The 24,334-nt window shown below is 62.7% G+C and carries 20 protein-coding genes and 1 rRNA gene; 15 read left to right on the forward strand and 6 right to left on the reverse strand.

Translation table 11 applies throughout. The annotated features are described in order from the left end of the window. The first annotated feature begins 6 nt into the window (after positions 1–6). Together rrf and ABDW57_RS24010 are read left to right on the forward strand one after the other, a co-directional pair. Positions 7–119 (forward strand): 5S ribosomal RNA (gene rrf / locus ABDW57_RS24005). 92 nt (positions 120–211) lie between these two features. Next, positions 212–4,063: a two-component regulator propeller domain-containing protein gene (locus ABDW57_RS24010; RefSeq protein ID WP_343732668.1), complete on the forward strand. Its 3,852-nt coding sequence runs from the start codon at positions 212–214 to the stop codon at positions 4,061–4,063. Here ABDW57_RS24010 and ABDW57_RS24015 read toward each other — a convergent pair. From ABDW57_RS24015 to ABDW57_RS24035, 5 genes are all read right to left on the reverse strand, one after another. Continuing rightward, positions 4,060–4,401, reverse strand: a complete 342-nt coding sequence (locus ABDW57_RS24015) for a DUF1840 domain-containing protein (RefSeq protein ID WP_343732669.1) — start codon at positions 4,399–4,401, stop codon at positions 4,060–4,062. The two genes, ABDW57_RS24010 and ABDW57_RS24015, sit on opposite strands and share 4 nt — an antisense overlap. Positions 4,402–4,527: 126 nt before the next feature. Continuing rightward, positions 4,528–5,010, reverse strand: coding sequence for a hypothetical protein (locus ABDW57_RS24020; protein ID WP_343732670.1), 483 nt, complete (start codon positions 5,008–5,010; stop codon positions 4,528–4,530). Between the two features lie 8 nt (positions 5,011–5,018). Continuing rightward, a complete protein-coding gene (locus ABDW57_RS24025) occupies positions 5,019–6,719 on the reverse strand; it encodes a M1 family metallopeptidase (RefSeq protein ID WP_343732671.1) in 1,701 nt (566 codons plus the stop codon). A 61-nt stretch (positions 6,720–6,780) separates the two neighbouring features. Then, positions 6,781–8,289 (reverse strand): YifB family Mg chelatase-like AAA ATPase, encoded by a 1,509-nt coding sequence (locus tag ABDW57_RS24030; protein ID WP_343732672.1) that lies wholly within the window; start codon positions 8,287–8,289, stop codon positions 6,781–6,783. 96 nt (positions 8,290–8,385) lie between these two features. Next, positions 8,386–8,625 (reverse strand): accessory factor UbiK family protein, encoded by a 240-nt coding sequence (locus ABDW57_RS24035; protein ID WP_155468325.1) that lies wholly within the window; start codon positions 8,623–8,625, stop codon positions 8,386–8,388. 246 nt (positions 8,626–8,871) lie between these two features. On the opposite strand from ABDW57_RS24035, the gene ABDW57_RS24040 reads away from it, so the two are divergent. From ABDW57_RS24040 to ABDW57_RS24100, 13 genes are all read left to right on the forward strand, one after another. After that, positions 8,872–9,618, forward strand: a complete 747-nt coding sequence (locus ABDW57_RS24040; RefSeq protein ID WP_343732673.1) for a TorF family putative porin — start codon at positions 8,872–8,874, stop codon at positions 9,616–9,618. An 11-nt stretch (positions 9,619–9,629) separates the two neighbouring features. After that, entirely contained in the window at positions 9,630–9,968 is a 339-nt protein-coding gene (locus ABDW57_RS24045) for a P-II family nitrogen regulator (RefSeq protein WP_092279474.1), read from the forward strand. 13 nt (positions 9,969–9,981) lie between these two features. Continuing rightward, positions 9,982–11,523 (forward strand): ammonium transporter, encoded by a 1,542-nt coding sequence (amt, locus tag ABDW57_RS24050; protein WP_343732674.1) that lies wholly within the window; start codon positions 9,982–9,984, stop codon positions 11,521–11,523. 114 nt (positions 11,524–11,637) lie between these two features. Then, positions 11,638–12,939 carry a glutamate--cysteine ligase gene (gene gshA / locus ABDW57_RS24055; protein WP_343732675.1) on the forward strand — a complete coding sequence of 434 codons (1,302 nt, stop codon included), beginning with the start codon at positions 11,638–11,640 and terminating at the stop codon, positions 12,937–12,939. Between the two features lie 29 nt (positions 12,940–12,968). Beyond that, a complete protein-coding gene (gene gshB / locus ABDW57_RS24060; protein WP_343732676.1) occupies positions 12,969–13,919 on the forward strand; it encodes a glutathione synthase in 951 nt (316 codons plus the stop codon). A gap of 31 nt (positions 13,920–13,950) precedes the next feature. Continuing rightward, on the forward strand, positions 13,951–14,352 hold the full coding sequence (locus ABDW57_RS24065) for a PTS fructose transporter subunit IIA (protein WP_343732677.1): 402 nt from the start codon (positions 13,951–13,953) through the stop codon (positions 14,350–14,352). A 48-nt stretch (positions 14,353–14,400) separates the two neighbouring features. Next, on the forward strand, positions 14,401–14,670 hold the full coding sequence (locus tag ABDW57_RS24070; RefSeq protein WP_154360511.1) for an HPr family phosphocarrier protein: 270 nt from the start codon (positions 14,401–14,403) through the stop codon (positions 14,668–14,670). A 44-nt stretch (positions 14,671–14,714) separates the two neighbouring features. Continuing rightward, positions 14,715–16,460 (forward strand): phosphoenolpyruvate--protein phosphotransferase, encoded by a 1,746-nt coding sequence (ptsP, locus tag ABDW57_RS24075; protein WP_343732758.1) that lies wholly within the window; start codon positions 14,715–14,717, stop codon positions 16,458–16,460. A gap of 78 nt (positions 16,461–16,538) precedes the next feature. After that, positions 16,539–17,687 (forward strand): homoserine O-acetyltransferase, encoded by a 1,149-nt coding sequence (locus tag ABDW57_RS24080; protein ID WP_343732678.1) that lies wholly within the window; start codon positions 16,539–16,541, stop codon positions 17,685–17,687. Beyond that, complete coding sequence (gene metW, locus ABDW57_RS24085; RefSeq protein WP_343732679.1) at positions 17,684–18,286, forward strand: methionine biosynthesis protein MetW; 603 nt, start codon at positions 17,684–17,686, stop codon at positions 18,284–18,286. Before ABDW57_RS24080 ends, metW begins: the two co-directional genes overlap by 4 nt. Then, on the forward strand, positions 18,286–19,533 hold the full coding sequence (locus ABDW57_RS24090; protein WP_343732680.1) for an AmpG family muropeptide MFS transporter: 1,248 nt from the start codon (positions 18,286–18,288) through the stop codon (positions 19,531–19,533). Before metW ends, ABDW57_RS24090 begins: the two co-directional genes overlap by 1 nt. After that, positions 19,520–20,404 carry a M48 family metallopeptidase gene (locus ABDW57_RS24095; RefSeq protein WP_343732681.1) on the forward strand — a complete coding sequence of 295 codons (885 nt, stop codon included), beginning with the start codon at positions 19,520–19,522 and terminating at the stop codon, positions 20,402–20,404. The genes ABDW57_RS24090 and ABDW57_RS24095 overlap by 14 nt, the downstream gene beginning before the upstream one ends. A gap of 1 nt (position 20,405) precedes the next feature. Continuing rightward, positions 20,406–21,296 carry a pseudouridine synthase gene (locus ABDW57_RS24100; RefSeq protein ID WP_343732682.1) on the forward strand — a complete coding sequence of 297 codons (891 nt, stop codon included), beginning with the start codon at positions 20,406–20,408 and terminating at the stop codon, positions 21,294–21,296. 3 nt (positions 21,297–21,299) lie between these two features. Here ABDW57_RS24100 and ABDW57_RS24105 read toward each other — a convergent pair whose 3' ends face one another. Then, the gene (locus tag ABDW57_RS24105; protein WP_343732683.1) at positions 21,300–24,284 is read right to left on the reverse strand and encodes an Ig-like domain-containing protein; all 2,985 of its coding nucleotides are present in this window, start codon (positions 24,282–24,284) and stop codon (positions 21,300–21,302) included. Between the last annotated feature and the right edge of the window lie 50 nt (positions 24,285–24,334).

The following is a 24,334-nucleotide window of genomic DNA, read 5'->3' on the forward strand; positions in this document are numbered from 1 at the left end:
TCAAAGCTTGATGACCATAGTAAGTCGGTCCCACCCCTTCCCATCCCGAACAGGACCGTGAAACGACTCTACGCCGATGATAGTGCTGCAACCAGTGTGAAAGTAGGTTATCGTCAAGCTAGTTATTAGAAAAAAGCCCCGTCTGGATCGATTCCGGCGGGGTTTTTTGCTTTTGTGCATTAAAATGGGTTGATATCGGAGATGCAACCTTATGCGTGCTGTTTTCCTGCTCTTATTGGCGCTGTCCACGGCGCAAGCTGCCCCGCTGACACTGCGGTTTGAACGCTTGGGCGTCGAGCAGGGCCTCACTCAGGAATCCGTGGCCAGCATCCTGCAGGACCGGCATGGCTATATGTGGCTGGGTACGCAAGCTGGACTGAACCGTTATGACGGTTATCGCGTCACCGCCTTCAAGAACGATCCCGCCAATCCACGCAGCCTGCAGGATAACTATGTGCAGGCGCTGTATCAGGACGCTGCCGGCCAGCTGTGGGTTGGCAACAAGGGCGGCCTGGACCGCTACGATCCGGTTGCCCAAGCCTTTACCCATGTGCTGTCCAAACTGGCCGTGACCAGCATCATTGGCGACGGCCGGCAGGGCTTGTGGCTGGCCACCAGCGAAGGTTTGCAGCATTTCGACCCCGCCAGCGGCAAGGTCCGCACCCTGCGCCACGCCGATGCCGACCGCAATACGATCAATGACGACCATGTTGGCGCGCTGGTGCTCGATAAGCATGGCAATTTATGGGTGGGCACGGCGCGCGGCCTGGAGTTGCTGCCTGCCGGCAGTACACAATTCCGCCATTTCGGCACACAGGAAAAAACGCTGGCGAACGACATCATGTCCTTGTCGCTTGGCCCGGACGGCGTGCTGTGGGCAGGCACCATGCGCGGCGTGCAGGCGTGGCGTCTGGAAGGCTTCGCGGCGGAACGGCTGGCAATCGATGTGCCGGATGACCTGGCCGAGGTGCGCGTGCCCAAGCTGCTGCACGATCGCGACGGCACGCTGTGGTTCGGCACCTTTACCGACGGCTTGAAACGGCGCGATCCCAAAAGCGGGCGCTACTACAATTACGAGCGCGACAACCTGGACCGGCACGGCATCAGCGATAACCAGATCAGTTCCTTGTACCAGGACCGCACCGGCACGCTATGGGTGGGCAACTGGTACACCGGCGTCGATCGCGTGGATTTGAACAGCGGCGGTTTTGAACGCTACACCGAACATGCCGGTGTGTTGCCGAGCATCGGCAGCAGCAAGGTGCGGGCGATCACCGCCGCTTCCGGCGGCAAGGTATGGCTGGGGACCGCCACCGGCCTGGCCTTGCTGGATCCGGCGCAAGGCAAGGTCAGCTTCAGCTCCAATGAAGAGGAAGGCCCGAGTTCGCCGCCCGCCGACCAGTTGATGGCACTGGCGACCGACCAGCAAGGGCGCCTGTGGGTGGGCACCATTACTGGCTTGTCGTGGCGTGATCCGGTCAGCGGCCGCTATACGCCGGTGTCGCTGGGCGACGAGGCGCCTGCGCGTTCGGTGCAGCGGCTGCTGGTGGATCGCGCTGGCGCCATCTGGGTCGGCACGCGCATGGCGCTGCATCGCATTGATCCGCACACGCTGGAGATGCAGGTGTATCGCGTCGACGCATCCTCAGCCGGCGGTTTGTCCGGCCGCGTGTATTCGCTGCTGGAGGACAAGCGCGGCAATCTGTGGGCCGGCACTGAAAACGGTTTAGATCGTTTTGACCGCACCACCGGCAAATTCCAGCATCACCGCCACGACCCCGCCAACCGCGACAGCCTTAGCCACAACCGCGTGCACTACCTGTACCAGGATGAACAGGAGCGCATCTGGATCGGCACGGCCGCCGGCCTGTGCATGGCGCGTACCGGCGAGGATGGCAAGCTGCATTTCCGCTTTTATGCGCCCGGCGGTGGACGTTCGCCGGACCCGGTCGGCGCCATCCTAGGTGACGCGCAAGGGCGTTTATGGATCAGCACCACGGCCGGCATTTCGCTGTTTAACCCGCAGACCGGCCTGTTCAAGGATTACACCTCCAAGGATGGCTTGATCGACGGCTCCTACTTCATCGGCTCCGGCTACCGTGCGCCGGACGGCACGCTGTACTTCGGCGGACTGGAGGGCGTGACCGTGTTCCAGCCTGCGCACATTCATGACAATCCTGATGCGCCGGCGGTGTCCATCACCGATATTTCGATCTTCAATCAATCAATTCAGAGCGAGGCCGGACGTGGCAAGGTGCTGGACCAGGGGCCGCTGTATCAGGCGCGGCGGCTGGCGTTGTCGTATCGGGATGCGGTATTTTCGTTCGAGTTCGCCGGACTGCATTACGCCGATCCGCAGCGCAATCGCTATGCGTATCAGCTGGAGGGCTTCGATCCGGACTGGGTGACGACGGACGCCGGCAAACGCTTTGCCACCTATACCAATCTCGACCCCGGCCACTATGTGTTCCGCGTGCAGGCGGCCAACAAGGATGGCGTATGGAGCAGCGAGCCGGTATCGTTGGAGGTGAATATTGCGCCGCCGCTGTGGAAGACCTGGTGGTTCCGCCTGCTGCTGGCAGGTATGGCAGCGGGCGGCGCCTATCTGTTGTTCCGCATCCGCATCCGCCTGCTGCTGTTGCAGAAGCAGGAGCTTGAGCAGGAAGTCGGCAGCCGCACGCGCGAGCTGGTGCGGCAGAAGGAATCGATTCAGCGCGAGAAGGAAAACGTCGAGGCGGCGCACCGCAATATTTCGCTGCTGTCCGATATCGGCCGGCGCATCACGGCCAATCTGGATAGCGAAGCCATCATGTCGCTGTTGTACCAGCAGGTGCATGCGCTGATGGACGCCAGTGTGTTTGGCATCGGCATTTACCGGCCGGAGCGCGAGCTGATCGAGTACCCGTTTGCGATGGAGCGCGGCAAGCGCTACACGCCGTACACGCGCAGCATGCGTGAGCCGAACCAGTTGGCCGTGTGGTGCATCAATCATGCGCAGGAAGTGTTCATCAACGATCTGGAGCAGGAATATCACCACTACATCGGCAGCCTGGATCTGGTGTCCGGCGCCGAGAACATGGGCACGCTGGAAGATGGTACGCTGCCGACCGAGCCGCGTTCGCTGATCTATGTGCCGATTTCGGTGAGCGGGCATGTGCGCGGCGTGATCACGGTGCACAGCTACCGCAAGCATGCGTACCAGCGCATCGATCTGGACATGCTGACCACCCTGGCTTCCTACGTGGCGGTGGCGTTCGCCAACGCCGACTCGTATCGTCAGCTGCAGGATACGCAGCAGCAGCTGGTGGAACGCGAGAAACTGGCGGCGCTGGGATCGCTGGTGGCTGGCGTGGCGCACGAGTTGAACACGCCGATCGGCAACAGCCTGGTGATCGCCAGCACGCTGGAAGACAAGACCACGGAAATCGAGGTGCTCAACAACGCCAGCACCATGCGCCGCTCCGACTTGCGCAACTTCCTCGATGCGGCGCGCGAGGCGTCGACCTTGCTGATGCGCAGCCTGCGCAATGCGGCCGAGCTGGTGAACAGCTTCAAGCAGGTGGCGGTGGACCAGGCCAGCGCCAAGCGGCGCCAGTTCAATCTGCACCAGGCCAGCAATGAGATCGTGATGACGATGAAAAACCAGGTGCGCAAGGCCGGCCACCAGGTCGTGGTGGAGATGCCGGAAGATATCGTGATGGACAGCTTCCCCGGCCCGTATGGCCAGGTCATCATCAACCTGATCAACAACGCGCTGCTGCACGCGTTTGATGCGCGCGAGGATGGCGTGATCCGCATGTGGGCCATGCAGCTGGGCGCCGAGCGCGTGCGCATCGTGTTCGAGGACAATGGCAAAGGCATCCCGGTGGAACACCAGGCGCGGATTTTCGATCCTTTCTTTACCACCAAGCTGGGGCAGGGCGGCAATGGCCTTGGCCTGAGCATCACCTACAACATCGTGACGTCGCTGCTGGATGGTTCGATACGCGTGGACAGCGCGCTCGGCGTCGGGACGCGCTTCACCATGGATTTACCACTGAAGGCATCCCTGCGCGGCGACTAGATGCCCCAGATGATGTGCTCGTTTTCCGCCTTGGCGGTGCGCAGCATTTCCAGCAGCGGGAAGGCGCGGGCCGAGAAGCCGACGCGCTGTGCCTGCGCATGTTCCCTGGTTTCGCCTTCTTCCTGTTCGTGCGCGTGAATGTCGTGTTCGACGTCGGTTTCCGGATGCAGCTTGCTTTCTGCCACTTCATGCTCCAGGATGGACAGCGCTTGCGCCGCCTCGGCCGCGGTGATGACGCCGCGGGTGGGATTCTTGTGCAGCAGGTCCAGGATGCGCTGCGCATGCTCCTGGTACATCAGGACTTCCGGGCTGGATTTGGATTTGAATGCGATTAACATAAGCGTTCTTTCTTAGTTCCGTTGGATAAACTTTATGCCCATGGCCGCCACTTTACAAGCCACAGAAGGGCTTGTCTGAGCGCTGACGCACATCAATTAAGCATGTTTTAAGCCAGCACGCCCGTTTTAATTCTGTTTAAAGGAAGTCAGGAAGGTCTCCACGCTGTCGGCCTCGATGTTTTGCGCCGGGCCAATCACCACCACCTGGTAGATTCTTTTTTCTTTGGCAATAAAACGCCCGATCAGGCGCATGCTTCGCCCTTTTTCAGTGCCGCTGGCGTCCACTTCCAGTGCGCCGTTGGCCAGCGTCTTGCTGCTGGTGATGCTGGCGTTGATGTTGTTCACCATGGCGGTTTTCATCGCCTCGACCGCGGCCGGCGCTTGGGCCGCGTCGGCCAGCTGGGCGCTGCCGACCGCAAAGATCACGCCATCGATGTCGGCCGCGCTCATGGTCATGCTCACGTCCAGCTGGTCGAGCTTGATGCTGCGGGTTTGGGTCGCCGGCTTGCTGGGGAACAGCACGGCATACGGCGCATCGTTGCTGCGGTAATCGCGCCAGTCGTACTTGGGGCTGCAGGCGGACAGCAGCAGGGCCAGGAGCAGGGGCATGGTGTGTTTCATTTCTTGTCTTTCTTTTTCTTGTCTTCGATGGCTTTCCATTCATCGATGTGGTTTTGCTGGCGCAGCACGCGCGACATCGGATCGATGGTGACCAGCGCATTGGGCGGCAGCGTGAGTTCGCCTTGGCCGTCGCTCATCGCCAGCTTTTCAATACGGTCGTTGACGCGTACTTCCAGCGGCATCGGGAAGGTGCCGCCGTCTTTCAATTTCCAGGTGAGCTTGAGCTTGTCGGCGCTGCGTTCCTCCAGCAGTTCCGGCAGGGCGGCGTGGTAGAGGTAGGCATCGAAGAACCAGTCCAGGTTCTTGCCGCTGGCTTCGCTGGCGAACTGGATGAATTCCTTGCTGCTGCTCCAGCGCGGCTGGAAGTTGCCGGGTGCTGGCGTGTTGGTGCCGTACACCATGCGGCGCGTGGCGGTGAAGAAGGGTTCGTCGCCGATCAGGTTGCGCAGCGTGTGCAGGATCAGCGCGCCTTTGACGTAGATGTCGAGACCGGGGCCGCCGCGTTCTTCCTTGTAGATGTCTTCAATGCGCTGGGACTTGCCGCTGACCACCGGCGCCTTGTTGCTGACTTGCTTGCGAAAATCAAACAGCACGTTTTGGAATTCCATTTCGCCGCGCAGCGATTCCATGTACAGCGGCTGCATGTAGGAGCCGAAGCCTTCGTGCAGCCACATGTCGTCCCAGTCGGCGTTGGTCATCTGATTGCCGAACCATTCGTGCGACAGCTCGTGGTGCAGCAGCCAGTCATAGCCAAGCGGCGACTTGAGGTAGCCGTTGCCGTAGGCATTGATGGTCTGATGCTCCATGCCGAGATGCGGAGTCTCGACCACGCCCATTTTCTCGTCGCCGAACGGATACGGACCGATGCGGTTTTCAAAGAAATCCAGCATGGGCTTGAACTCGCTGAACAAGCCTTTTGCTTCCTGTTCGTGGCCTTTCACATACCACATGCGCAGCGGAATGGTGTTGCCGTACTTGCTGGCGTAGTCGGCCGACAGGGTTTCGTAAGGACCGATGTTGAGGGCGACGCCATAAGTGCTGGGATGCTTTGCGCGCCAGTTGTAGGTGCGCCAGCCGTCTTTTTCTTCCATGCCGGTGGCGACGCCATTCCCGGCCACCACCAGCGGCGCGGGCACGCTGATGTGCAGATCGATCAGCCTGGGCTTGCCGGTTGGATGATCGATGCAGGGCCAGAACAAATCGCAGCCTTCGCCTTCCACGGTGGTGGTGATCCATGGCTGGCCGTCCTTGGACTGGCTCCAGGTAAAGCCGCCATCCCATGGGGCTTTCCTGGCCACGATGGGCACACCGTGGTACTGGATGCGTACGGTGGTGCGGGCGCCGGCGGGCAAAGGCGTTGGCAAGGTCAGGTAGAGGCGGCCGTCCGGATTGCTGATCGCGGACGGGGCGAGTGCGACGCCGTCCACGCTGGCGCTGTCGATCGGCAGGTTGCGGTCCAGTTCAACCGCGATGCGGGTCAGCGGTTCTTTCAGCAGGAAGGTCAGGGCGGCGTCGCCGCGGATGCTTTTCGATGCCGGATCAACGCGCAAGGCCAGGTCGACCTTTTCAAACGTCACCGCCAACTGCTCCGGGGCGCGCGGGCTGCCGGAATTGATGGTGAAATCAGTCGGCGCCTTGGGCGTGGCGCAGCCAGCCAGCACTGCGCTGGCGGCAAGATACAGAGGCAAGCGGGTCATGATGGTCCTGGCGAATTAAGCTGCGAGCAATATAGCAGCTCGCCGGCAGAATAGGATTTGTTTATTCGCTCAGCGCACGGCGGTATTGGATGGCTTCCTTGATGTGCTTGAGCTGAATGTTGGCGGCGCGGTCGAGGTCGGCAATGGTGCGGGCCACGCGCAGGATGCGGTGGTAGGCGCGGCCGGACCATTTGAATTGCTCCATGCTTTCGCGCAGCTGCGCTTTGCCTGGCCGGTCCAGCCTGCAGTAGTGGTCGATCTCGCGCGGGTTGAGCAATTGGTTGCGCTTGCCCTGGCGCTCAAGCTGCAGGTTGACCGCCGCCTGCACGCGGGCGGCGATGACGGCAGACGGCTCGCCATCGGCGGCGGCAGCGAGGATGTCGGCGTGCACGGAGCCGACTTCGAACTGAATGTCGATGCGGTCCAGCAGCGGGCCGGAAACGCGGTTCTGGTAGCGCAGCCGCACATCCGGCGAGCAGCGGCAGGCCACGCTGGCATGCCCATGGTAGCCGCATGGGCAGGGGTTCATGGCGGCGATCAGCTGGAACTGCGCGGGGAAGTCGGCTTGCCGCGCCGCGCGCGAGATGGTGATGCGGCCGGATTCCATCGGCTCGCGCAGCACGTCCAGCACGCGGCGGTCGAACTCGGGCAGCTCGTCCAGGAATAGCACGCCGTGGTGGGCCAGCGATATCTCGCCCGGACGCGGCACACTGCCGCCGCCCACCAGCGCGGCGCCGGACGCGGTGTGGTGCGGCGCGCGGAACGGCCGCTGTTTCCACTGTTCGATGCGGAAGGCGCCGGTCAGCGATTGCACGGCGGCGGCCTCCAGCGCTTCTTCGTCGCTCATGGCCGGCAGCAGGCCGGGAAAGCGTGACGCCAGCATGGTCTTGCCCGAGCCCGGCGGGCCGACCAGCAACACCGAATGGTTGCCGGCGGCCGCCACCTCCAGCGCGCGCTTGGCCAGGCGCTGCCCTTTGACGTCGGCAAAGTCCGGATATTCGGGCGCGGCCGCCAGCGGCGCCGCGTCGTGGCGCGACAGCATGTTGTCCACCGACTTGCCGGCGAAGTGGCCGCATACCTGCAGCAGCGAGGTGGCCGGGTAGATGGCGGCGGCGGCGACCAGCGCCGCTTCGTCGGCGTTGGCCATCGGCAGGATGAAGGCGAGGCTGCCGCCATCGCGGCGGGTGGCCAGTGACATCGCCAGGGCGCCGCGGATCGGCCGCAATTCGCCCGACAGCGACAGCTCGCCGGCAAACTCATACTGGTGCAGGCGGCGCGCCGGGATCTGTTTGGAGGCGGCCAGGATGCCCAGCGCGATCGGCAGGTCGAAGCGCCCGGATTCCTTGGGCAGGTCGGCCGGCGCCAGGTTGACGGTGATGCGTTGGGCGGGAAATTCAAAGCCGCCATTCTGGATGGCGGCGCGGACGCGGTCTTTCGCTTCCTTGACCTCGGTATCGGCCAGGCCGACGATGGTAAAGGCCGGCAGGCCGTTGGCCAGATGCACTTCGACGCTGACTTCCTGCGCCTCCATGCCGGCCAGGGCGCGGCTTTTGAGTACGGCAAGTGACATGGCTGGACGGGCTGGCAAAAGGGACCAGCCGCCAGCGTAGCTCGCGCCCGCCGCGTCACTTTGCGCTAGCCCAAACGGACCAGCACAAATCAGCGCTTATTGATTGATCTTGCTTTCCAGCTCGGCCAGGCGGGTTTCCAGCGCTTCCAGCTTGGCGCGGGTCTTGGCCAGCACCTGGGTCTGGATGTCGAACTCTTCCCGGGTGACCAGGTCCAGTTTGGCGAATCCCTGCGTCATCATGGACTTGACGTTTTTTTCAATGTCCTTTGCTGGTGAATTTTCGATGGCCTGGCTGATCTTGTTTTGCAAGTCGTTAAAAAAATTGTTCTTATCCATAAGATTCCTTGATCTGGTTAGTCCATCATTGCACCATCGTGGTGCGTAGCGGCGTTAACGTGGTGCGAAACCGCCGAATTCCCTCTTTTAGCGCGTGACAATTCTCACTTTGGGGCGCCCGGGCCGTTGTCAATGTTAGCTGGCACACATTCTGCTAAGAAGGCAATGAATGCTTTTCATTGCTTCGCTTGACAAGATTTTAAACCGCAACTGCTAATGACGTTCAACTCACTAGGAAAAACAACTATGAAAATGACCAAGAACCTGACTTTGATCGCTGCGTTGACCTTAGCATTCGCATCCATGGCGCACGCGCAAGAGGCGGCACCCGCCCCTGAAGCGAAACCAGACAACGAAGTCACCTATAACGCTGCCGTTGTCAGCGACTACCGTTACCGCGGTATTTCGCAAACCCGCCTCAAGCCAGCCGTGCAGGTTGGCGCGGATTACGTGAACAACCCGACCGGCTTCTACGTCGGCACCTGGGCCACCAACATCAAATGGGTCAAAGATGGCGGCGGCGACGGCTCGGTCGAATGGGATATCTACGGCGGCAAACGCGGCGCCATCAATGATACCTTCAGCTATGACGTCGGCGGCCTGTACTATGCCTACCCATCGAACAAGCTGAGCCCGAGCGCCAATACCTTCGAATTGTACGGCCAGATCAGCGCCGGCCCGTTCTCGGTCAAGTATTCGCATTCGACCACCAACCTGTTCGGCTTTGCCGACAGCAAGAACTCGGGCTACCTGGACGCCCAGTTCAACAACGAAGTGTATGACGGCTATGTGTTGAACCTGCACGTCGGCCACCAGAACGTGAAGAACAACGGCGCCGCCAGCTACACCGATTACAAGGTCGGCGTCACCAAAGATTTCGGCGTAGTGAGTGTGGCACTGGCGGCGGTCTATGCCGACACCGATGCCTACGTCGGAAAAGGGAAGAACCTGGGTAAAACCGGTGCAGTCCTGACCATTTCCAAAACCTTCTAAGCGAGGCCCGTATGAAACTGATTACCGCCATTATCAAGCCGTTCAAGCTTGACGAGGTGCGTGAAGCCCTGTCGGCCATTAACGTGCAGGGTATTACCGTGACTGAAGTAAAAGGCTTCGGCCGCCAGAAAGGCCACACCGAGCTGTACCGTGGCGCCGAGTACGTGGTGGACTTCCTGCCGAAGACCAAGATCGAAGCGGCGGTGGACGATGCCGTGGTCGAGCAGGCCATCGAGGCGATCGAAGGCGCTGCCCGCACCGGCAAGATCGGCGATGGCAAAATCTTCGTGTACAACCTGGAACAAGTGATCCGTATTCGTACCGGCGAGACCGGCAACGAAGCTCTCTAAGAGGATGATGAGAATGAAAAAAACCATAACGAGCTTGCTGGCTGGGGTATCCATCCTGTTTGCGCTGGCAGCCCCAGTCCACGCCCAGGACGCCAAGCCGGCCGAGGCCCCGGTCGCTGCCGCCTCGGCCCCGGCCGCCGCCGCGCCTGAAGCGGCCCCAGCCGCCGCGCCTGCTGCTGCGGCCCCAGCCGCTGCCGCCCCGGCCGAAGCGGCCGCGCCAGCGGCGCCGACCCCGCAAAAAGGCGACACCGCCTGGATGATGGTGTCGACCCTGCTGGTGATCCTGATGACCATTCCTGGCCTGGCCCTGTTCTACGGCGGCCTGGTGCGTTCCAAGAATATGCTGTCGATCCTGATGCAGGTGTTCATGGTGTTTGCCCTGATCGTGGTGCTGTGGTGCATCTACGGTTACTCGCTGGCGTTCACCGAGGGTAACGCCTTCTTCGGCAAGTTCGACCGTGCCTTCCTGAGCGGCATCTGGGACCCGGCCAAGGGCGCCTTCTCCTACGCTGCCACCTTCAGCAAGGGCGTGGTGATTCCTGAGTTCGTGTACGTTGCGTTCCAGGCCACTTTTGCCGCCATTACCTGCGGCCTGATCGTCGGCGCCTTCGCTGAGCGCGCCAAGTTCACCGCCGTGCTGGCCTTCGTGGTGATCTGGTTCACTTTCGCCTACCTGCCGATCGCCCACATGGTCTGGTTCTGGACCGGTCCGGACGCGATCAAGGACGCCGCCACCCTGGCATCGGAAACCGCCAAAGCCGGCTTCCTGTTCCAGAAAGGTGCGCTGGACTTCGCCGGCGGCACCGTGGTGCACATCAATGCCGCAGTGGCCGGCCTGGTCGGCGCCTACATGATCGGCAAGCGCGTCGGCTACGGCCGCGAATCGATGGCGCCGCACTCGGTCACCATGACCATGATTGGTGCATCGCTGCTGTGGGTGGGCTGGTTCGGTTTCAACGCCGGTTCGGCACTGGAAGCGGCCGACATCGCCGGCCTGGCCTTCATCAACACTCTGCTGGCCACCGCTGCCGCGACCGTGTCGTGGGTCTTCGCCGAGTGGATCTTCAAGGGCAAGCCATCCATGCTGGGCGGCGCCTCGGGCGCAGTGGCTGGTCTGGTGGCCATCACCCCGGCCTGCGGTTTCGTCGGGCCGATGGGCGCACTGGTGATCGGCCTGTCGGCTGGCGTGGTCTGCCTGTGGGGCGTGAACGGCCTGAAACGCCTGCTGGGCGCGGATGACTCGCTGGACGTGTTCGGCGTGCACGGCGTCGGCGGTATCCTGGGCGCGCTGCTGACCGGTGTGTTCGCCGCACCATCGCTGGGCGGCCAGGGCGTGTTTGACTATGTTGCCAACAAGGCATCGGCTGACTACTCGATCATCGGTCAGGTCACCACCCAGGCCACCGGCGTGGGCGTGACCATCATCTGGTCGGCGGTGGTGTCCGTGATCGCCTACAAGCTGGTGGACATCGTCATTGGCCTGCGCGTGCCGGAAGAAGAAGAGCGCGAAGGCTTGGATATCACCACCCACGGTGAATCCGCCTACCATGCTTAATTAGCAACGTTGCATCCCAAAAGCGCCCTGCGGGGCGCTTTTTTTATTGCCTGCCTTTAAAATAGGATTTTTGCCCTCATTTGGCATAGTCCGCACGGTAAGAAGGATGTAAACATGGTTCCCCACCTCGTCACGGCCCTGAGCGGACCCCTGCTCGACCTGGAAGAAAAAATCCTGGCCGCCACCCCCGCAATCGAACGCTGGTTCCGCCTCGAATGGCAGGAGCATACGCCGCCGTTTTATTGCTCGGTTGACATGCGTAATGCCGGCTACAAGCTGGCGCCGGTGGATACCAACCTGTTCCCGGGTGGCTTCAATATGCTGGCCACCGAGATGCTGCCGCTGTCGGTGCAGGCCGCCATGGCCGCGATCGACAAGTATTGCCCGGACGCGCGCAACCTGCTGCTGATTCCGGAAATCACCCAGCGCCACCCGACGTACTGGCAAAACGTGGCCCGGCTGATGCAGATTTTCCGCCAGACCGGCCTGCACGTGCGGCTCGGTTCGCTGTCGCCGGAAGTCACCCAGCCGACCCCGCTGCCTCTGCCGGACGGCAATATGCTGGTGGTGGAGCCGCTGGTGCGCTCGCCGAATGGCCGCCGCGTCGGCCTCAAGGATTTCGATCCGTGCACCATTTTGCTGAACAACGACCTGTCGGCCGGCATTCCGGACATCCTGCAAAACATCCACGAGCAAAGCCTGCTGCCGCCGCTGCACGCCGGCTGGGCGCTGCGCCGCAAGAGCAACCACATGAACGCCTACGACGAGGTGGTCAAGAAGTTCGGCAAGCTGATCGGCGTTGATCCGTGGATGCTGAACCCGTTCCACGCCAGGTGCGATGCGGTCAATTTCCGCACCGGCGAGGGCTATGAATGCCTGGCTGCCAATGTCGATGCGCTGCTGGCCAAGATCAAGAAGAAGTACAAGGAATACGGCATCAAGGACCAGAAGCCGTTCGTGATCGTCAAGCCGGACGCCGGCACCTATGGCACCAGCATTCTGACCATCAAGGATTCGGCCGAGATCAAGGACCTGACCCAGGCCCAGCGCGACAAGATGACCGTCATCAAGGATGGCAAGGAAGTGACCGACTTCATCATCCAGGAAGGCGTGCCGACCTTTGAGAGCATCGAAAGCGCGGTGGCCGAGCCGGTGGTGTACATGATCGACCGCTACGTGGTGGGCGGCTTCTACCGCATCCACGCCGAGAAAGGCATCGACCAGAACCTGAACGCGCCCGGTTCGCAATATGTGCCGCTGGCGTTTGCCCAGCAGCACGCGGTGCCGGATCTCAAGGCCAAGCCGGGCACGGCCGCGCCGAACCGCTTCTACGTGTATGGCGTGGTGGCGCGCCTGGCGCTGCTGGCGGCGTCGCTGGAAATGGAGCGCACGGATCCGAATCCGGAAGTGTACTAAAATCAGTTATTACCTCAACTGGACGTTTCATGAAAATCGCCTTCCTCGCTGACCCGCTGTCGACCTTCAAGACCTACAAGGATTCCACTTACGCCATGATGGTGGAAGCCGGCAAGCGCGGCCACACCGTGTATGCCTTCGAGCAAAAGGACATGGCGGTGGAGCAGGGCGTAGTCAGCGCCAGGGTGGCGCAGATCACCCTGACCGGCGACAGCCAGGACTGGTATCGCGCGGCCGATCCGGTGGAAACCAATCTGGGCGAGTTTGACGCCATCATCCAGCGCAAGGACCCGCCGTTCGACATGGAGTACGTGTACGGCACCTACCTGCTGGAGCTGGCCGAAAAGCAGGGCGCGATGGTGTTCAACAAGCCGTCCGCCATCCGCGACCACAATGAAAAGCTGGCCATCGCCCAGTTCAGCCAGTTCACCTCGCCAACGCTGGTGACCGCGGACGAGGCGCGCATCCGTGCTTTCCAGAAGCAGCATGGCGACATCATCCTCAAGCCGCTGGACGGCATGGGCGGCGCCGGCATCTTCCGCGTGACCGCCGACGGCATGAACCTCGGCTCCATCATCGAGACCCTGACCCACCACGGCCAGCAAACCATCATGGCCCAGCGCTACATCCCGGACATCGTCAAGGGCGACAAGCGCATCCTGGTCATCGGCGGCAAGCCGGTGCCGTACTCGCTGGCGCGCATCCCGCAAAACGGCGAAGTGCGCGGCAACCTGGCGGCCGGCGGCATCGGCGTGGCGCAGCCGCTGACCGAGCGCGACTTTGAAATCGCCAACGCCCTCGGGCCGATATTGGCCGCCCGCGGCCTGTTGCTGGTAGGATTAGATGTGATCGGCGACTTCCTGACCGAAGTCAACGTCACCAGCCCGACCTGTTTCCAGGAGATCACCCAGCAAGCCGGCTTCCCGGTGGCGGCGACTTTCATCGATGCGGTCGAGGCGGCGGTGGCGCTGGGCCGATGAAATCTTCAATACTCACTGGCGGTTTAACAATATGGTAGGCATACTGCTTATGACGCACGCACCACTGGGACAGGCCTTTCTTGCTGCCTGCGCCCACGTGTTTCGTGGTCCGACCGAGCACCTGGAAGCGATCGACGTGATTGCCGACCAGGATCTGGGCGAAGTCCAGAACCTGGCGTCGGCGGCGATCAAGCGTCTCGACGATGGCGACGGCGTGCTGGTCATCACCGACGTCAAAGGCGGCACGCCCGCCAACTGCTGCAACCGGCTGGCCGATGCGGGCCGGGTGGAGGTGATCGCGGGCATCAGTTTGCCGATGCTGCTGCGCGCCATCACCTACCGCCGCGACACGCTGGATGTGGTGGTCGAGATGGCCCTGGCCGGCGCGCAAAGTGGAGCAGTGCGCGTCGACAACCGGACACGCGTCGGCTGATGCCGGCGTTTTTTTAGCAATGCGCACTCTGATTGAGACAAAAGAAAAATGATTCAGCAAGAACTCGAAATTATCAACAAGCTTGGTTTGCATGCGCGCGCTTCCGCCAAATTTACCCAACTGGCAGCAAAGTACAAAAGCGATGTCTGGCTGACGCGTAACGCGCGCCGCATCAACGCCAAATCCATCATGGGCGTGATGATGCTGGCGGCCGGCAAGGGCGCCAAAGTCCTGCTGGAAGCCGATGGCGATGATGAAGGCGATTGCGTCGCCGCCCTGACCGCCCTGGTCAACGACAAGTTCGGCGAAGGCGAGTAATGGCGGCGGAACGCAGCCGTCCCCGCTTTCCCGCAGGCCCGCCGATGGCCTCGTTCACCCTGCACGGCATTCCGGTTTCGCGCGGCATTGCGATCGGCCGCGCCCACCTGCTGGCGCCGGCGGCGCTGGACGTCAAGCACTACCTGGTGGCGGAAGAGCAGGTCGAGGCCGAGGTCACGCGCCTGCAGCAGGCGCTGGCCGCCGTGCACAAGGAACTGCAGACGCTGTGGAACGAGCTGCCCAAGGATGCGCCGACCGAGCTGGGCGCGTTCATTGACGTGCATGCGCTGATCCTGTCCGATCCGATGATTTCGGAAGCGCCGCTCGACATCATCCGCACCCGCCACTACAACGCCGAATGGGCGCTGCTGACCCAGATCGATGAGCTGTCGGCGCAGTTTGACGAAATCGAAGACCCTTACCTGCGCGAGCGCAAGGCCGATATCCAGCAAGTGGCCGAACGCGTGCTCAAGGTCCTGATGGGCACCGAGCAGATGCTGCCCAAGGCCGAAGGCGGCGAGGACGAGGCGCAGCCGCAGATGATCATCGTCGCGCACGATATCTCGCCAGCCGACATGCTGCAGTTCCGCGACCGCTCCTTCATCGGCTTTGTGACCGATGTCGGCGGCCAGAACTCGCACACCGCCATCGTCGCGCGTTCGCTGGATATTCCGGCGGTGGTCGGCATGTCCGGCGCCTCCACCCTGATCGAGCAGGACGACTGGCTGATCATCGACGGCGACGCCGGCGTGGTGATCGCCAACCCGAGCGCGCTGGTGCTGGAGCAGTACCGCGAACGCCAGGGCGCCGCCGCACGCGCGCGCAAAAAACTGCAGAAGCTGAAGAAAACGCCGGCCATCACCAAGGACGGCACCGAGATCACCCTGCTGGCCAATATCGAGCTGCCGGACGACTGCCCGGCCGCGCTGGAGGCGGGCGCCAATGGCGTCGGGCTGTTCCGTTCCGAGTTCCTGTTCATGGGCCGCAACAGCAAGATCCCGTCCGAGGACGAGCAGTTCGAGCAGTACAAGAAAGCCGTGGTGGCCATGAAGGGCCGCCCGGTCACCATCCGCACCCTGGACATCGGCGCCGACAAGCCGCTCGATCAGAGCGAGCAGACCGCGCTCAATCCGGCGCTGGGCCTGCGCGCCATCCGTTACTGCCTGGCGGAGCCGCAGATCTTCCTGACGCAGCTGCGCGCCATCCTGCGCGCCTCCGCCTTTGGCAAGGTGCGCATCCTGATTCCGATGCTGGCGCATGCCTTCGAAATCGACCAGTCGCTGGCCATGGTGGCGCAGGCCAAGGCTGAACTGCGTGAGCAGAATGTCAAGTTTGACGAACATGTCGATGTCGGTGCCATGATCGAGATTCCGGCGGCGGCGCTGGCGCTGCCGATGTTCGTCAAGCGCATGGACTTCCTGTCGATCGGCACCAATGACCTGATCCAGTACACGCTGGCCATCGACCGGGTTGATTATGAGGTCGCACACCTTTACAATCCGCTGCATCCGGCTGTGCTGCAATTGATCTCGATGACGATTGCGGCCGGGCATAAAGCCGGGATCGACGTCGCCGTGTGCGGCGAAATGGCGGGAGATGTCAAACTGACACGCCTCCTGCTGGGCATGGGATTGCGGGAATTCTCGATGCATCCGGCCCAACTGCTCTCGGTCAAGCAGGAAATCCTGAACAGCGACCTTGCGCGCATCATGCCGCAAACCCGCAAGATCATGCGCTCGATGGAACCCAACGTGATTGCAGACGCGGTCGAACAATTACAGTTGATGTGAGTCGGCGGGACCCTTCATACGCGGTCCCGCCTTGATTGATGGCCCGTGGGGCCGCCCCTCGAATAACAACTAGAGCCAATGTCATCCCTGGGATACGTTAAGCCGCAAACCATGCATTTTGCCGAGCCCCTGCTCCTGCAAAGCGGCGCGTCGCTGCGCGACTATATGCTGATGTACGAAACCTACGGCACCCTCAACGCCGACAAGTCCAACGCGGTGCTGGTCTGTCACGCACTGAACGCCTCGCACCACGTGGCCGGCGAATACGAGGGCAAGCCGAAAAGCACCGGCTGGTGGGACAATATGGTCGGTCCGGGCAAGCCGCTGGACACCGACAAATTCTTTGTCATCGGGATTAACAACCTCGGTTCCTGCTTCGGCTCCACCGGTCCGATGCATACCAACCCGGCCACCGGCAAGCCCTATGGCGCCGCCTTCCCGGTGGTGACGGTGGAAGACTGGGTGGCTGCGCAGGCGCGCCTGGCCGACGCGCTGGGCATCCAGCAGTTCGCCGCCGTCATGGGCGGTTCGCTGGGCGGCATGCAGGCGCTGTCGTGGTCCATCATGTACCCGGACCGCCTGCGCCACTGCGTGGTGATCGCTTCCACGCCCAGGCTGTCGGCGCAGAACATCGCCTTCAACGACGTGGCGCGCCAGGCCATCCTGTCCGATCCCGATTACCACGGCGGCGATTTCTACGAACACGGCGTGGTGCCGAAGAACGGCCTGCGCGTGGCGCGCATGGTCGGCCACATCACCTACCTGTCGGACGACGACATGGCGGAGAAGTTCGGCCGCAAGCTGCGCGACTTTGCCGAGAGCGGCGACTACAAGTTCGACTTCGGCGTCGACTTTGAAATCGAATCCTACCTGCGCTACCAGGGCGACAAGTTCAGCGAGTACTTTGACGCCAACACCTACCTGCTGATCACCAAGGCGCTGGACTACTTTGATCCGGCGCGTCTGCATGGCGGCGACCTGGCCAAAACCCTGGCCGGCACCAAGGCGAAGTTCTTCCTGGCGTCCTTCACCACCGACTGGCGTTTCTCGCCGGAGCGCAGCCGCGAAATCGTGCAGGCCCTGGTCAGCAACCGCCGCCAGGTGACTTACGCGGAAATCGATGCGCCGCACGGCCATGATGCCTTCCTGCTGGAGGACCAGCGCTATATGAACATGGTGCGCGCCTATTACGGCCAGGTGTGGAACGAGATCGAGGGCAAGGTATGAACTTCAACGAATTGAGCGCGGCACGGCCGGATCTGGCCTTCATCGCCCACTGGATCGGCGACAGATCGCATGTGCTGGACCTGGGCTGCGGCGACGGCGTGATGATGGACTATCTGCAGAGCGACAAGCAATGCAGCGGCTACGGCATCGAACTGGCCGACGACAAGGTACTGGCCAGCACCCAGCGCGGCGTGCGCGTGATCCAGCAGGACATGGAAAAGGGCTTGGCCCTGTTTGGCAACAACAGCTTCGACACGGTGCTGTGCCTGTCCTCGCTGCAGATGATGAAGCACGTGGAAGCGCTGTTGCGCGACATCGTCCGCGTCGGCAAGGAGGCCATCGTGTCCTTCCCCAATTTTGCCTACTGGCCGCACCGCGTGGCCCTGCTGAAGGGCCGCATGCCGGTGTCGGAATCGCTGCCGTACGAATGGTACGACACGCCCAACCTGCGCTGCGCCACCATCAACGACTTCCGCGACCTGGCGGCGGAGTGCGGGCTGGAAGTGATCGAATGTGTAGCGCTGGCCGAGGGGAAGCGTGTATCCTTCCTGCCTAACCTGCGCGGCGATCTGGCCGTGTTCCGACTACGAAAAAAATAATGACCCAAACCCGGCCCTGGCATAGCTACCTCAACGGACGCACTGTTTCCATCCTGTTCCTGGGATTCAGTTCAGGGCTGCCGCTCTATACCCTGATCTACCTGATGCAGGCGTGGCTGGCCAAGTCCGGGCTGGACGTCAAGGCGCTGGGCCTGTTCGGCCTGGCCATGTTCCCCTACACCTTCAAGTTTCTGTGGGCGCCGTTCATGGACCGCTACACCGTGCTGCCGCTGGGCCGCCGGCGCGGCTGGATGGCGCTGACCCAGCTGGCGCTGTTCGCCTTCATCGGCGGCCTCGGCATGCTGGACCCGAAGCTGGAGCTGTCGCTGATCGCCGGCATGGTGTTCCTGATCGCCTTCCTGTCGGCCAGCCAGGACGTGGTGATCGACGCTTACCGGCGCGAGATTCTGGCGGAGGAAGAGCAGGGCCTGGGCGCGGCCATCATCGTCAACGCCTACAAGGCGGCCAGCCTGATTCCCAGCGCGCTGGGCCTGGTGATGGCGGACAGCCAGCCGTGGCAAGTCGTGTTCTGGACCGTGGCGGCCTTCATGCTGCCGGGCTTTGTGTGCACGCTGCTGAGCAAGGAGCCGACGCTGTACGGCGAGCCGCCGAAGAACCTGCAGGAAGCGGTGGTGCTGCCGTTCCTGGAATTCGTGCGGCGCGATGGCTGGAAACAGGCGTTGTTCATCATCGCCTTCGTCCTGCTGTACAAGATCGGCGACACCATGTCGACCGCGCTGTCGACCAAATTCTTCCTCGATATCGGCTTCTCCACCAAGGACATCGGCCTGGCGGCCAACGCCACCGGCTGGTGGGCCAGCCTGGCCGGCGGCGCCGTGGGCGGCATCTGGATGATCAAGCTGGGCATCAATCGCGCGCTGTGGGTGTTTGGCGTGCTGCAGGCGATTGCCATCCTCGGCTTTGCCTGGCTGGCGCAGGTCGGCCCGGACAAGCTGCTGCTGAGCGCCGTGTTTGGCTTTGAGGCATTCGCCAGCCTGGGGCTTGGCTCGGCGGCGCTGGTGGCCTTCATGTCGCGCGCGACCGATCCGCGCTACACGGCCACGCAATATGCGCTGTTTTCCAGCCTGGCTGCGGTCCCGCGCACATTCATCAATTCTTCGGTAGGGTATATTGTTGCCGAAACCGGATGGTTCTGGTTCTTTATCGTCTGCTTTATCCTTGCATTCCCTGCAATGATGATGCTGCCCAAAATCGCTCCGTGGAATAGTGGACATGAAAAAGTTTAAATTGAAGAGCGCCGTGCTGGCGCTGCTGCTCTGTACCAGCGCGATGTCGCTGTACGCGCAGGATGACGGTATTCCGGTTTCCAAGCTGTCGCGCATGCGTGGCCTGGCCGGCGCCGACGCCGCGCAGTTCGATCAACAGTCGAAACTGCAGTACAACCAGATGCTGTCCGAGGCGCACAAGAAGGATGCGGTGGCCACCGACACCAATCCGCAGCTGATCCGCCTGCGCGCCATCGCCAAGCGCATCATTCCGTTCACCACGCGCTGGAACCCGGATGCGGCCAAGTGGGACTGGCAGGTCAACCTGCTGCGTTCCGACACCGTTAACGCCTTCTGCATGCCGGGCGGCCGCATCGCCTTCTATAACGGCATCCTGACCAAGCTGAATCTGACCGACGATGAAGTGGCGATGGTGATGGGCCACGAGATCGCCCACGCGCTGCGCGAGCACGCGCGCGAGCAGGCTGGCAAGAACAACGTCACCTCGCTGCTGGGCCGCGTGGCCGGCGCCGCCGGCGCGGCGTACTTTGGCCTTGACCCGCGCCTGGGCGACGCGGTCGGCAGCGGCGCCGCCAAGGTGGCTTCGCTGAGCTTCTCGCGCAGCGACGAGACCGAGGCCGATCTGGTCGGCATGGACCTGGCCGCGCGCGCCGGTTTCGATCCGCGCGCCGGCATCGCGCTGTGGGAGAAGATGGGCGCGATCAACAAGAACCAGCCGATCAGCTTCCTGTCGACCCACCCGGCCGGCAAGGACCGCATCCGCGAGATGAACGCCAATATGCATCTGGTGCTGCCGGTGTACGCGCGCGCCAAGGGCCTGGACCCGAACAAGCTGCAGCCATACCGCTCGCTGGCGCTGCCCAAGTCCTGACATGTCGCGCCACCCGCTGCCCATGCGCGACGGTGTCGCGCCCAGCTATCTGTATCTGCCGCAGGGCGACTGGCCGGACATGATCAGCTTTCTGGTGGCGCGTTTTCCGGACGTGAGCGAGGCGGCGTGGCGCGAGCGCATGGCGCGCGGCGATGTGGTCGATGGCGACGGCAAGCCGCTGACGCCATCCAGCCGCTTCAGGCGCGGTCTGCGCATGTTTTACTACCGCGAGCTGGAACACGCCGAAACGCCGATCCCGTTCCGGGAAGAGATCCTGCACCTGGATGAACATTTGGTGGTGGTGGACAAGCCGCACTTCCTGCCGGTGATACCGTCCGGCCGTTTCCTGCACGAGACGCTGCTGGTACGGCTGCGCAAAACCCTGGGCGAAGAAGACCTGGTGCCGATCCACCGGCTGGACCGCGAGACGGCCGGCGTGGTGATCTTCTCCCGCAGTGCCGCCAGCCGCGGCGTGTATCAGTCGATGTTCCAGAAGCGCGTGATCGACAAGGAGTACGAGGCGCTGGCGCCACGCCTGCACGATGTGCAGTTCCCGTTTACCTATCGCAGCCGCATGGTGGAGGGCGATAAATTCTTCGTGATGAAGGAAGTGGCGGGCGAACCGAATTCGGAAACGCTGATCGATGTGATCGAGCATCGCGGCGAACTGACTTTGTACCGCCTGTATCCGCATACCGGCCGCCAGCACCAGTTGCGCGTGCACCTGTCGTCGCTGGGCATCCCGATCGTCAACGACGCCTTCTATCCGGTGGCGCTGCCGTGCAAGCAGGACGACGTCTCGCAGCCCTTGCAGCTGCTGGCGCGCGCCATCAGCTTCATCGATCCGCTCAGCGGCGAATGGCGCGAGTTCCGCTCGCGCCGCACCCTGTGACGGTCAGGCCGAAATTGGCGACAGCTCGACGGTGACGCCGACGATCACCGCCACGGTGACAGTCGAACCCGTGTTGTGATAGATGTTATACCCGCCCGAGGTGCCGTCGGCTTGCCAGGTCGTGCTGTCCAGCGTGATGGTGGTGGCGCCGCCGCCGGTGTTGGTGATGTTCAGGCGGCTGTTGTCGGTGAACGCCGTCACGCTGGCGGTGCCGTAGATCGACAGATGGTTGGTGCCGTCGGACGCAAAGTTCAGCGTGTCGATGCCGGTGAAGTTGAACAGGCTGGACAACGAAGCGGTGGTGTCATTGGCCAGGTTGAGCGTATCCGCGCCGGCGCCGGCGTGAATGACCGCGCTGGCGAAGCCGTCCAGCGAAATCACATCGGCGCCGCTGCCGGTGGTGACGCTGGCCGCAAAACCGGCGACAACCACGTTGCTGCCGTTGCCGGTCTGCACGCTGGCGTTGTCGCCGACGCCAACGATGGCGTTCGCGCCCACCACAACGGTGTCGTTGTCGCCGCCAATCACCAGAGCGTGACTGCCGAGGGTAATGGTGTCGCCGCCATCGCCGCCGATCACCGAAGTGTAATTGTCCGACGCGTGGCTGAACGTCACGCCGCCGTCGGCCAGGTAGTAAGCCACGCCGGCGGCGGACTGGCCGGGGAACGGAGTGATGTTGCCGGCGCCGTCGCTCAGGCGCAGCGCATAGTTGTCGCCCAACTGGCTGGCGATGCCGTTCAGCTGCCAGGTCGACACGCCCGCGCCTTGATATGTTGTGGTGGCTTCCACCCAGGTGGCGCCGTGGTCGAAGCTGACTTCCACCAGCTCGTTCGAGGTGTCGGTGCTGCCGCTGATACCGCCATCGATGCTGCTGGCGCCGCTGGTGAACGACTGGCCCACCACCAGTGCGGTGGATGCCACCGTGTCCACTGTCAGCGCGGTGCTGAGGCTGGTAATCGAGCTGTCCACGCCGTCGACCACCTGCTTGATCTGGATGCTGTCCATCGCGTAGTTGCCGTCGGCCAGATTGAAGCCATCGCCGCTGCCCAGGTGCCAGCTGTCGGTCGAGCCGAGACGGTAGTACCACGCGCCGCCGCTGTCCACGCCGCTGATGCTGATGCGGCTGTTGCTGGTGATGCCGTCCGTGTGCAGTGCCGAGCCGGAGTCGGTGTCCCAGGCCGGTGCGGTGTCTTCGTAGCCGATGCTCAGCGCGCCGGGCACCGAGCCGCCGCTGTAGGTGCCGGCGGTGGTGAAGTGCAGCATCGGGTTGTCGCCGGTGATGCCATAGTTGCCGGCCAGGTCGCTGATGGCGGCGCCCTGCACCGTGTAATGGGTGCCGGAGGTCAGGGGGCTGGTCAGGTTGATGGTCAGGGTCTTGCCGCTGGCTGCGCTGCTCGACAAAGTGACTTCCTGCATATTGTCCGGATTCTGGTCATCCCGGATCTGGACCACCGTGCCGTTTTCCACCGCAATGTTTTCGTTGAAGGTAAAAGTCAGCTTGGTGATGCCGGTGCTGACGCCGGTGGCGTCTTCCTCCGGCGCCGAGGTCGAGATGACCGGTGCGGTCCTGTCGAGGGTGACGGCGCTGGTGCTGCTGGCGGTGCCGGTGTTGCCGGCGATGTCGACAATGCGCGCGGCCAGCGTGTGGGCGCCTTCGCTCAGCGAGCCGAGCGCGATGTTGATCGTGCTGCGCGCGGTTGGGTCGTACTGGTCAACGCTGAAGTAGTCCTGGCCGTAGTACAGGTCGGAGGCCTGGATCTCGTAGCTGGCCACTAGCGCCGAGCTGTGGCTGGTGTCGACGATTTCGATGACGTCGCCGGCGTGGAAGCCGTGCAGGCCGGCCACATTCAGCTGGATCAATTCCGCCGAGTAGGTGATGCCGTCGCTGTGCGACACGCCGCTGTCGAAATCACTGGTCAGCGTCAGCGCATGGCCGGCCAGCGACACGGCGCTGGTCAGCAAGGTGTATTCGGACGAGGCCACGCCGCTGGTGTTGCCGGCGGCGTCGGTCACGCGCGCCAGCACCTCATGGGTGCCGCTGAGCAGGGTGAGCTTGGTATTGCTGGTCCAGGTGCCGGCGCTGGCGCTGGCGTTCACCCAGCTAGTGCCGCCATCGACCGACACCTGCACCGTCTGGCCGGCCAACAGCGAACCCGCGTAGGTGCCGCTGATGGTCTGGCTCGCGGTTTTGGTGATCAGGTCCGAGGTGCTGACGCCGGTGTCGGCGGAAAACGTGAAGTTGCTGCTGACGTCGATCTCGATCGGATGGTTGTTGTAGCTGTAGGTATGGCTGGCCTGGGCGCTGCTGCCGCCGGCGATATTGCTCACGCGTGCCAGCAGATTGCCATCCAGGGCGCCGCCGCTGCCGGCGGTCAGATTGTCGAGGTCGATCTGGCCGCTGTAGCTCCAGGTCTTGGCGCTGGTGTTGACGGTGGCCTTGTGCCAACTGGCGCCGTTGTCCAGCGATACCTGGACAAACTCATTCGCGCCGAGGGTGCCGCTGTAGGTGCCGGTCACCACCTGGTCTTGCGAGGCGGTGATGTAGTCGCTGCTGTTGGTGCCAGTGTCGGTGAAGTGTATGGTGGTGCCGACCGCGGCCGATGGCGTGGCCACCGAGGCTGCCGTGCCGGTGGCGGCAAAGTTGAACAGCCGCGGCGAGCTGATGGCCGCGTTGCCGCTGCCGCCGTCGCTTTCTTCCACCGCGCCGGCGTTCATGGTGACGCTGTAAGTCAAGCCGTTCTTGAGCGCGCTGCTGAGGTGGATCGTGACATCCTTGCCGTAGCTGATCTGCGGATCGCCGGCCGATAGCGTGCGCGCGTCGGTGGCGCCGACGATACGTTCTTTCAGACCCCCGGCGCCATAGTAGGACTGGGCATAGCCATCGCTGATCACAATATTGCCATCGCCGCGGGCGACCACGCGGTCAAAGTGCAGCACGATGGTGGAGTTGTCGGTGATGGTGACGGACTGCAGGACAGGGGTAGTCATGACGCTCAAGGTTATCTTTGGGAAAGCCCTAATGATAACAATGAAACATG

The organism is Duganella sp. (genome assembly GCF_039595735.1).
Lineage (GTDB): Bacteria > Pseudomonadota > Gammaproteobacteria > Burkholderiales > Burkholderiaceae_D > Rugamonas.

Excerpts from the sequence above, each read along its gene's own strand:
- ABDW57_RS24015 (WP_343732669.1), bottom strand. The coding sequence starts at position 4,401 with ATGTTAATCGCATTCAAATCCAAATCCAGCCCGGAAGTCCTGATGTAC.
- amt (WP_343732674.1), top strand. The coding sequence starts at position 9,982 with ATGAAAAAAACCATAACGAGCTTGCTGGCTGGGGTATCCATCCTGTTT.
- ABDW57_RS24100 (WP_343732682.1), top strand. The coding sequence starts at position 20,406 with ATGTCGCGCCACCCGCTGCCCATGCGCGACGGTGTCGCGCCCAGCTAT.
- ABDW57_RS24030 (WP_343732672.1), bottom strand. The coding sequence starts at position 8,289 with ATGTCACTTGCCGTACTCAAAAGCCGCGCCCTGGCCGGCATGGAGGCG.
- ABDW57_RS24040 (WP_343732673.1), top strand. The coding sequence starts at position 8,872 with ATGAAAATGACCAAGAACCTGACTTTGATCGCTGCGTTGACCTTAGCA.
- gshB (WP_343732676.1), top strand. The coding sequence starts at position 12,969 with ATGAAAATCGCCTTCCTCGCTGACCCGCTGTCGACCTTCAAGACCTAC.
- ABDW57_RS24045 (WP_092279474.1), top strand. The coding sequence starts at position 9,630 with ATGAAACTGATTACCGCCATTATCAAGCCGTTCAAGCTTGACGAGGTG.
- ABDW57_RS24105 (WP_343732683.1), bottom strand. The coding sequence starts at position 24,284 with ATGACTACCCCTGTCCTGCAGTCCGTCACCATCACCGACAACTCCACC.
- ABDW57_RS24090 (WP_343732680.1), top strand. The coding sequence starts at position 18,286 with ATGACCCAAACCCGGCCCTGGCATAGCTACCTCAACGGACGCACTGTT.
- ABDW57_RS24070 (WP_154360511.1), top strand. The coding sequence starts at position 14,401 with ATGATTCAGCAAGAACTCGAAATTATCAACAAGCTTGGTTTGCATGCG.
- gshA (WP_343732675.1), top strand. The coding sequence starts at position 11,638 with ATGGTTCCCCACCTCGTCACGGCCCTGAGCGGACCCCTGCTCGACCTG.
- metW (WP_343732679.1), top strand. The coding sequence starts at position 17,684 with ATGAACTTCAACGAATTGAGCGCGGCACGGCCGGATCTGGCCTTCATC.
- ABDW57_RS24035 (WP_155468325.1), bottom strand. The coding sequence starts at position 8,625 with ATGGATAAGAACAATTTTTTTAACGACTTGCAAAACAAGATCAGCCAG.
- ptsP (WP_343732758.1), top strand. The coding sequence starts at position 14,715 with ATGGCCTCGTTCACCCTGCACGGCATTCCGGTTTCGCGCGGCATTGCG.
- ABDW57_RS24065 (WP_343732677.1), top strand. The coding sequence starts at position 13,951 with ATGGTAGGCATACTGCTTATGACGCACGCACCACTGGGACAGGCCTTT.
- ABDW57_RS24025 (WP_343732671.1), bottom strand. The coding sequence starts at position 6,719 with ATGACCCGCTTGCCTCTGTATCTTGCCGCCAGCGCAGTGCTGGCTGGC.
- ABDW57_RS24010 (WP_343732668.1), top strand. The coding sequence starts at position 212 with ATGCGTGCTGTTTTCCTGCTCTTATTGGCGCTGTCCACGGCGCAAGCT.
- ABDW57_RS24080 (WP_343732678.1), top strand. The coding sequence starts at position 16,539 with ATGTCATCCCTGGGATACGTTAAGCCGCAAACCATGCATTTTGCCGAG.
- ABDW57_RS24095 (WP_343732681.1), top strand. The coding sequence starts at position 19,520 with ATGAAAAAGTTTAAATTGAAGAGCGCCGTGCTGGCGCTGCTGCTCTGT.
- ABDW57_RS24020 (WP_343732670.1), bottom strand. The coding sequence starts at position 5,010 with ATGCCCCTGCTCCTGGCCCTGCTGCTGTCCGCCTGCAGCCCCAAGTAC.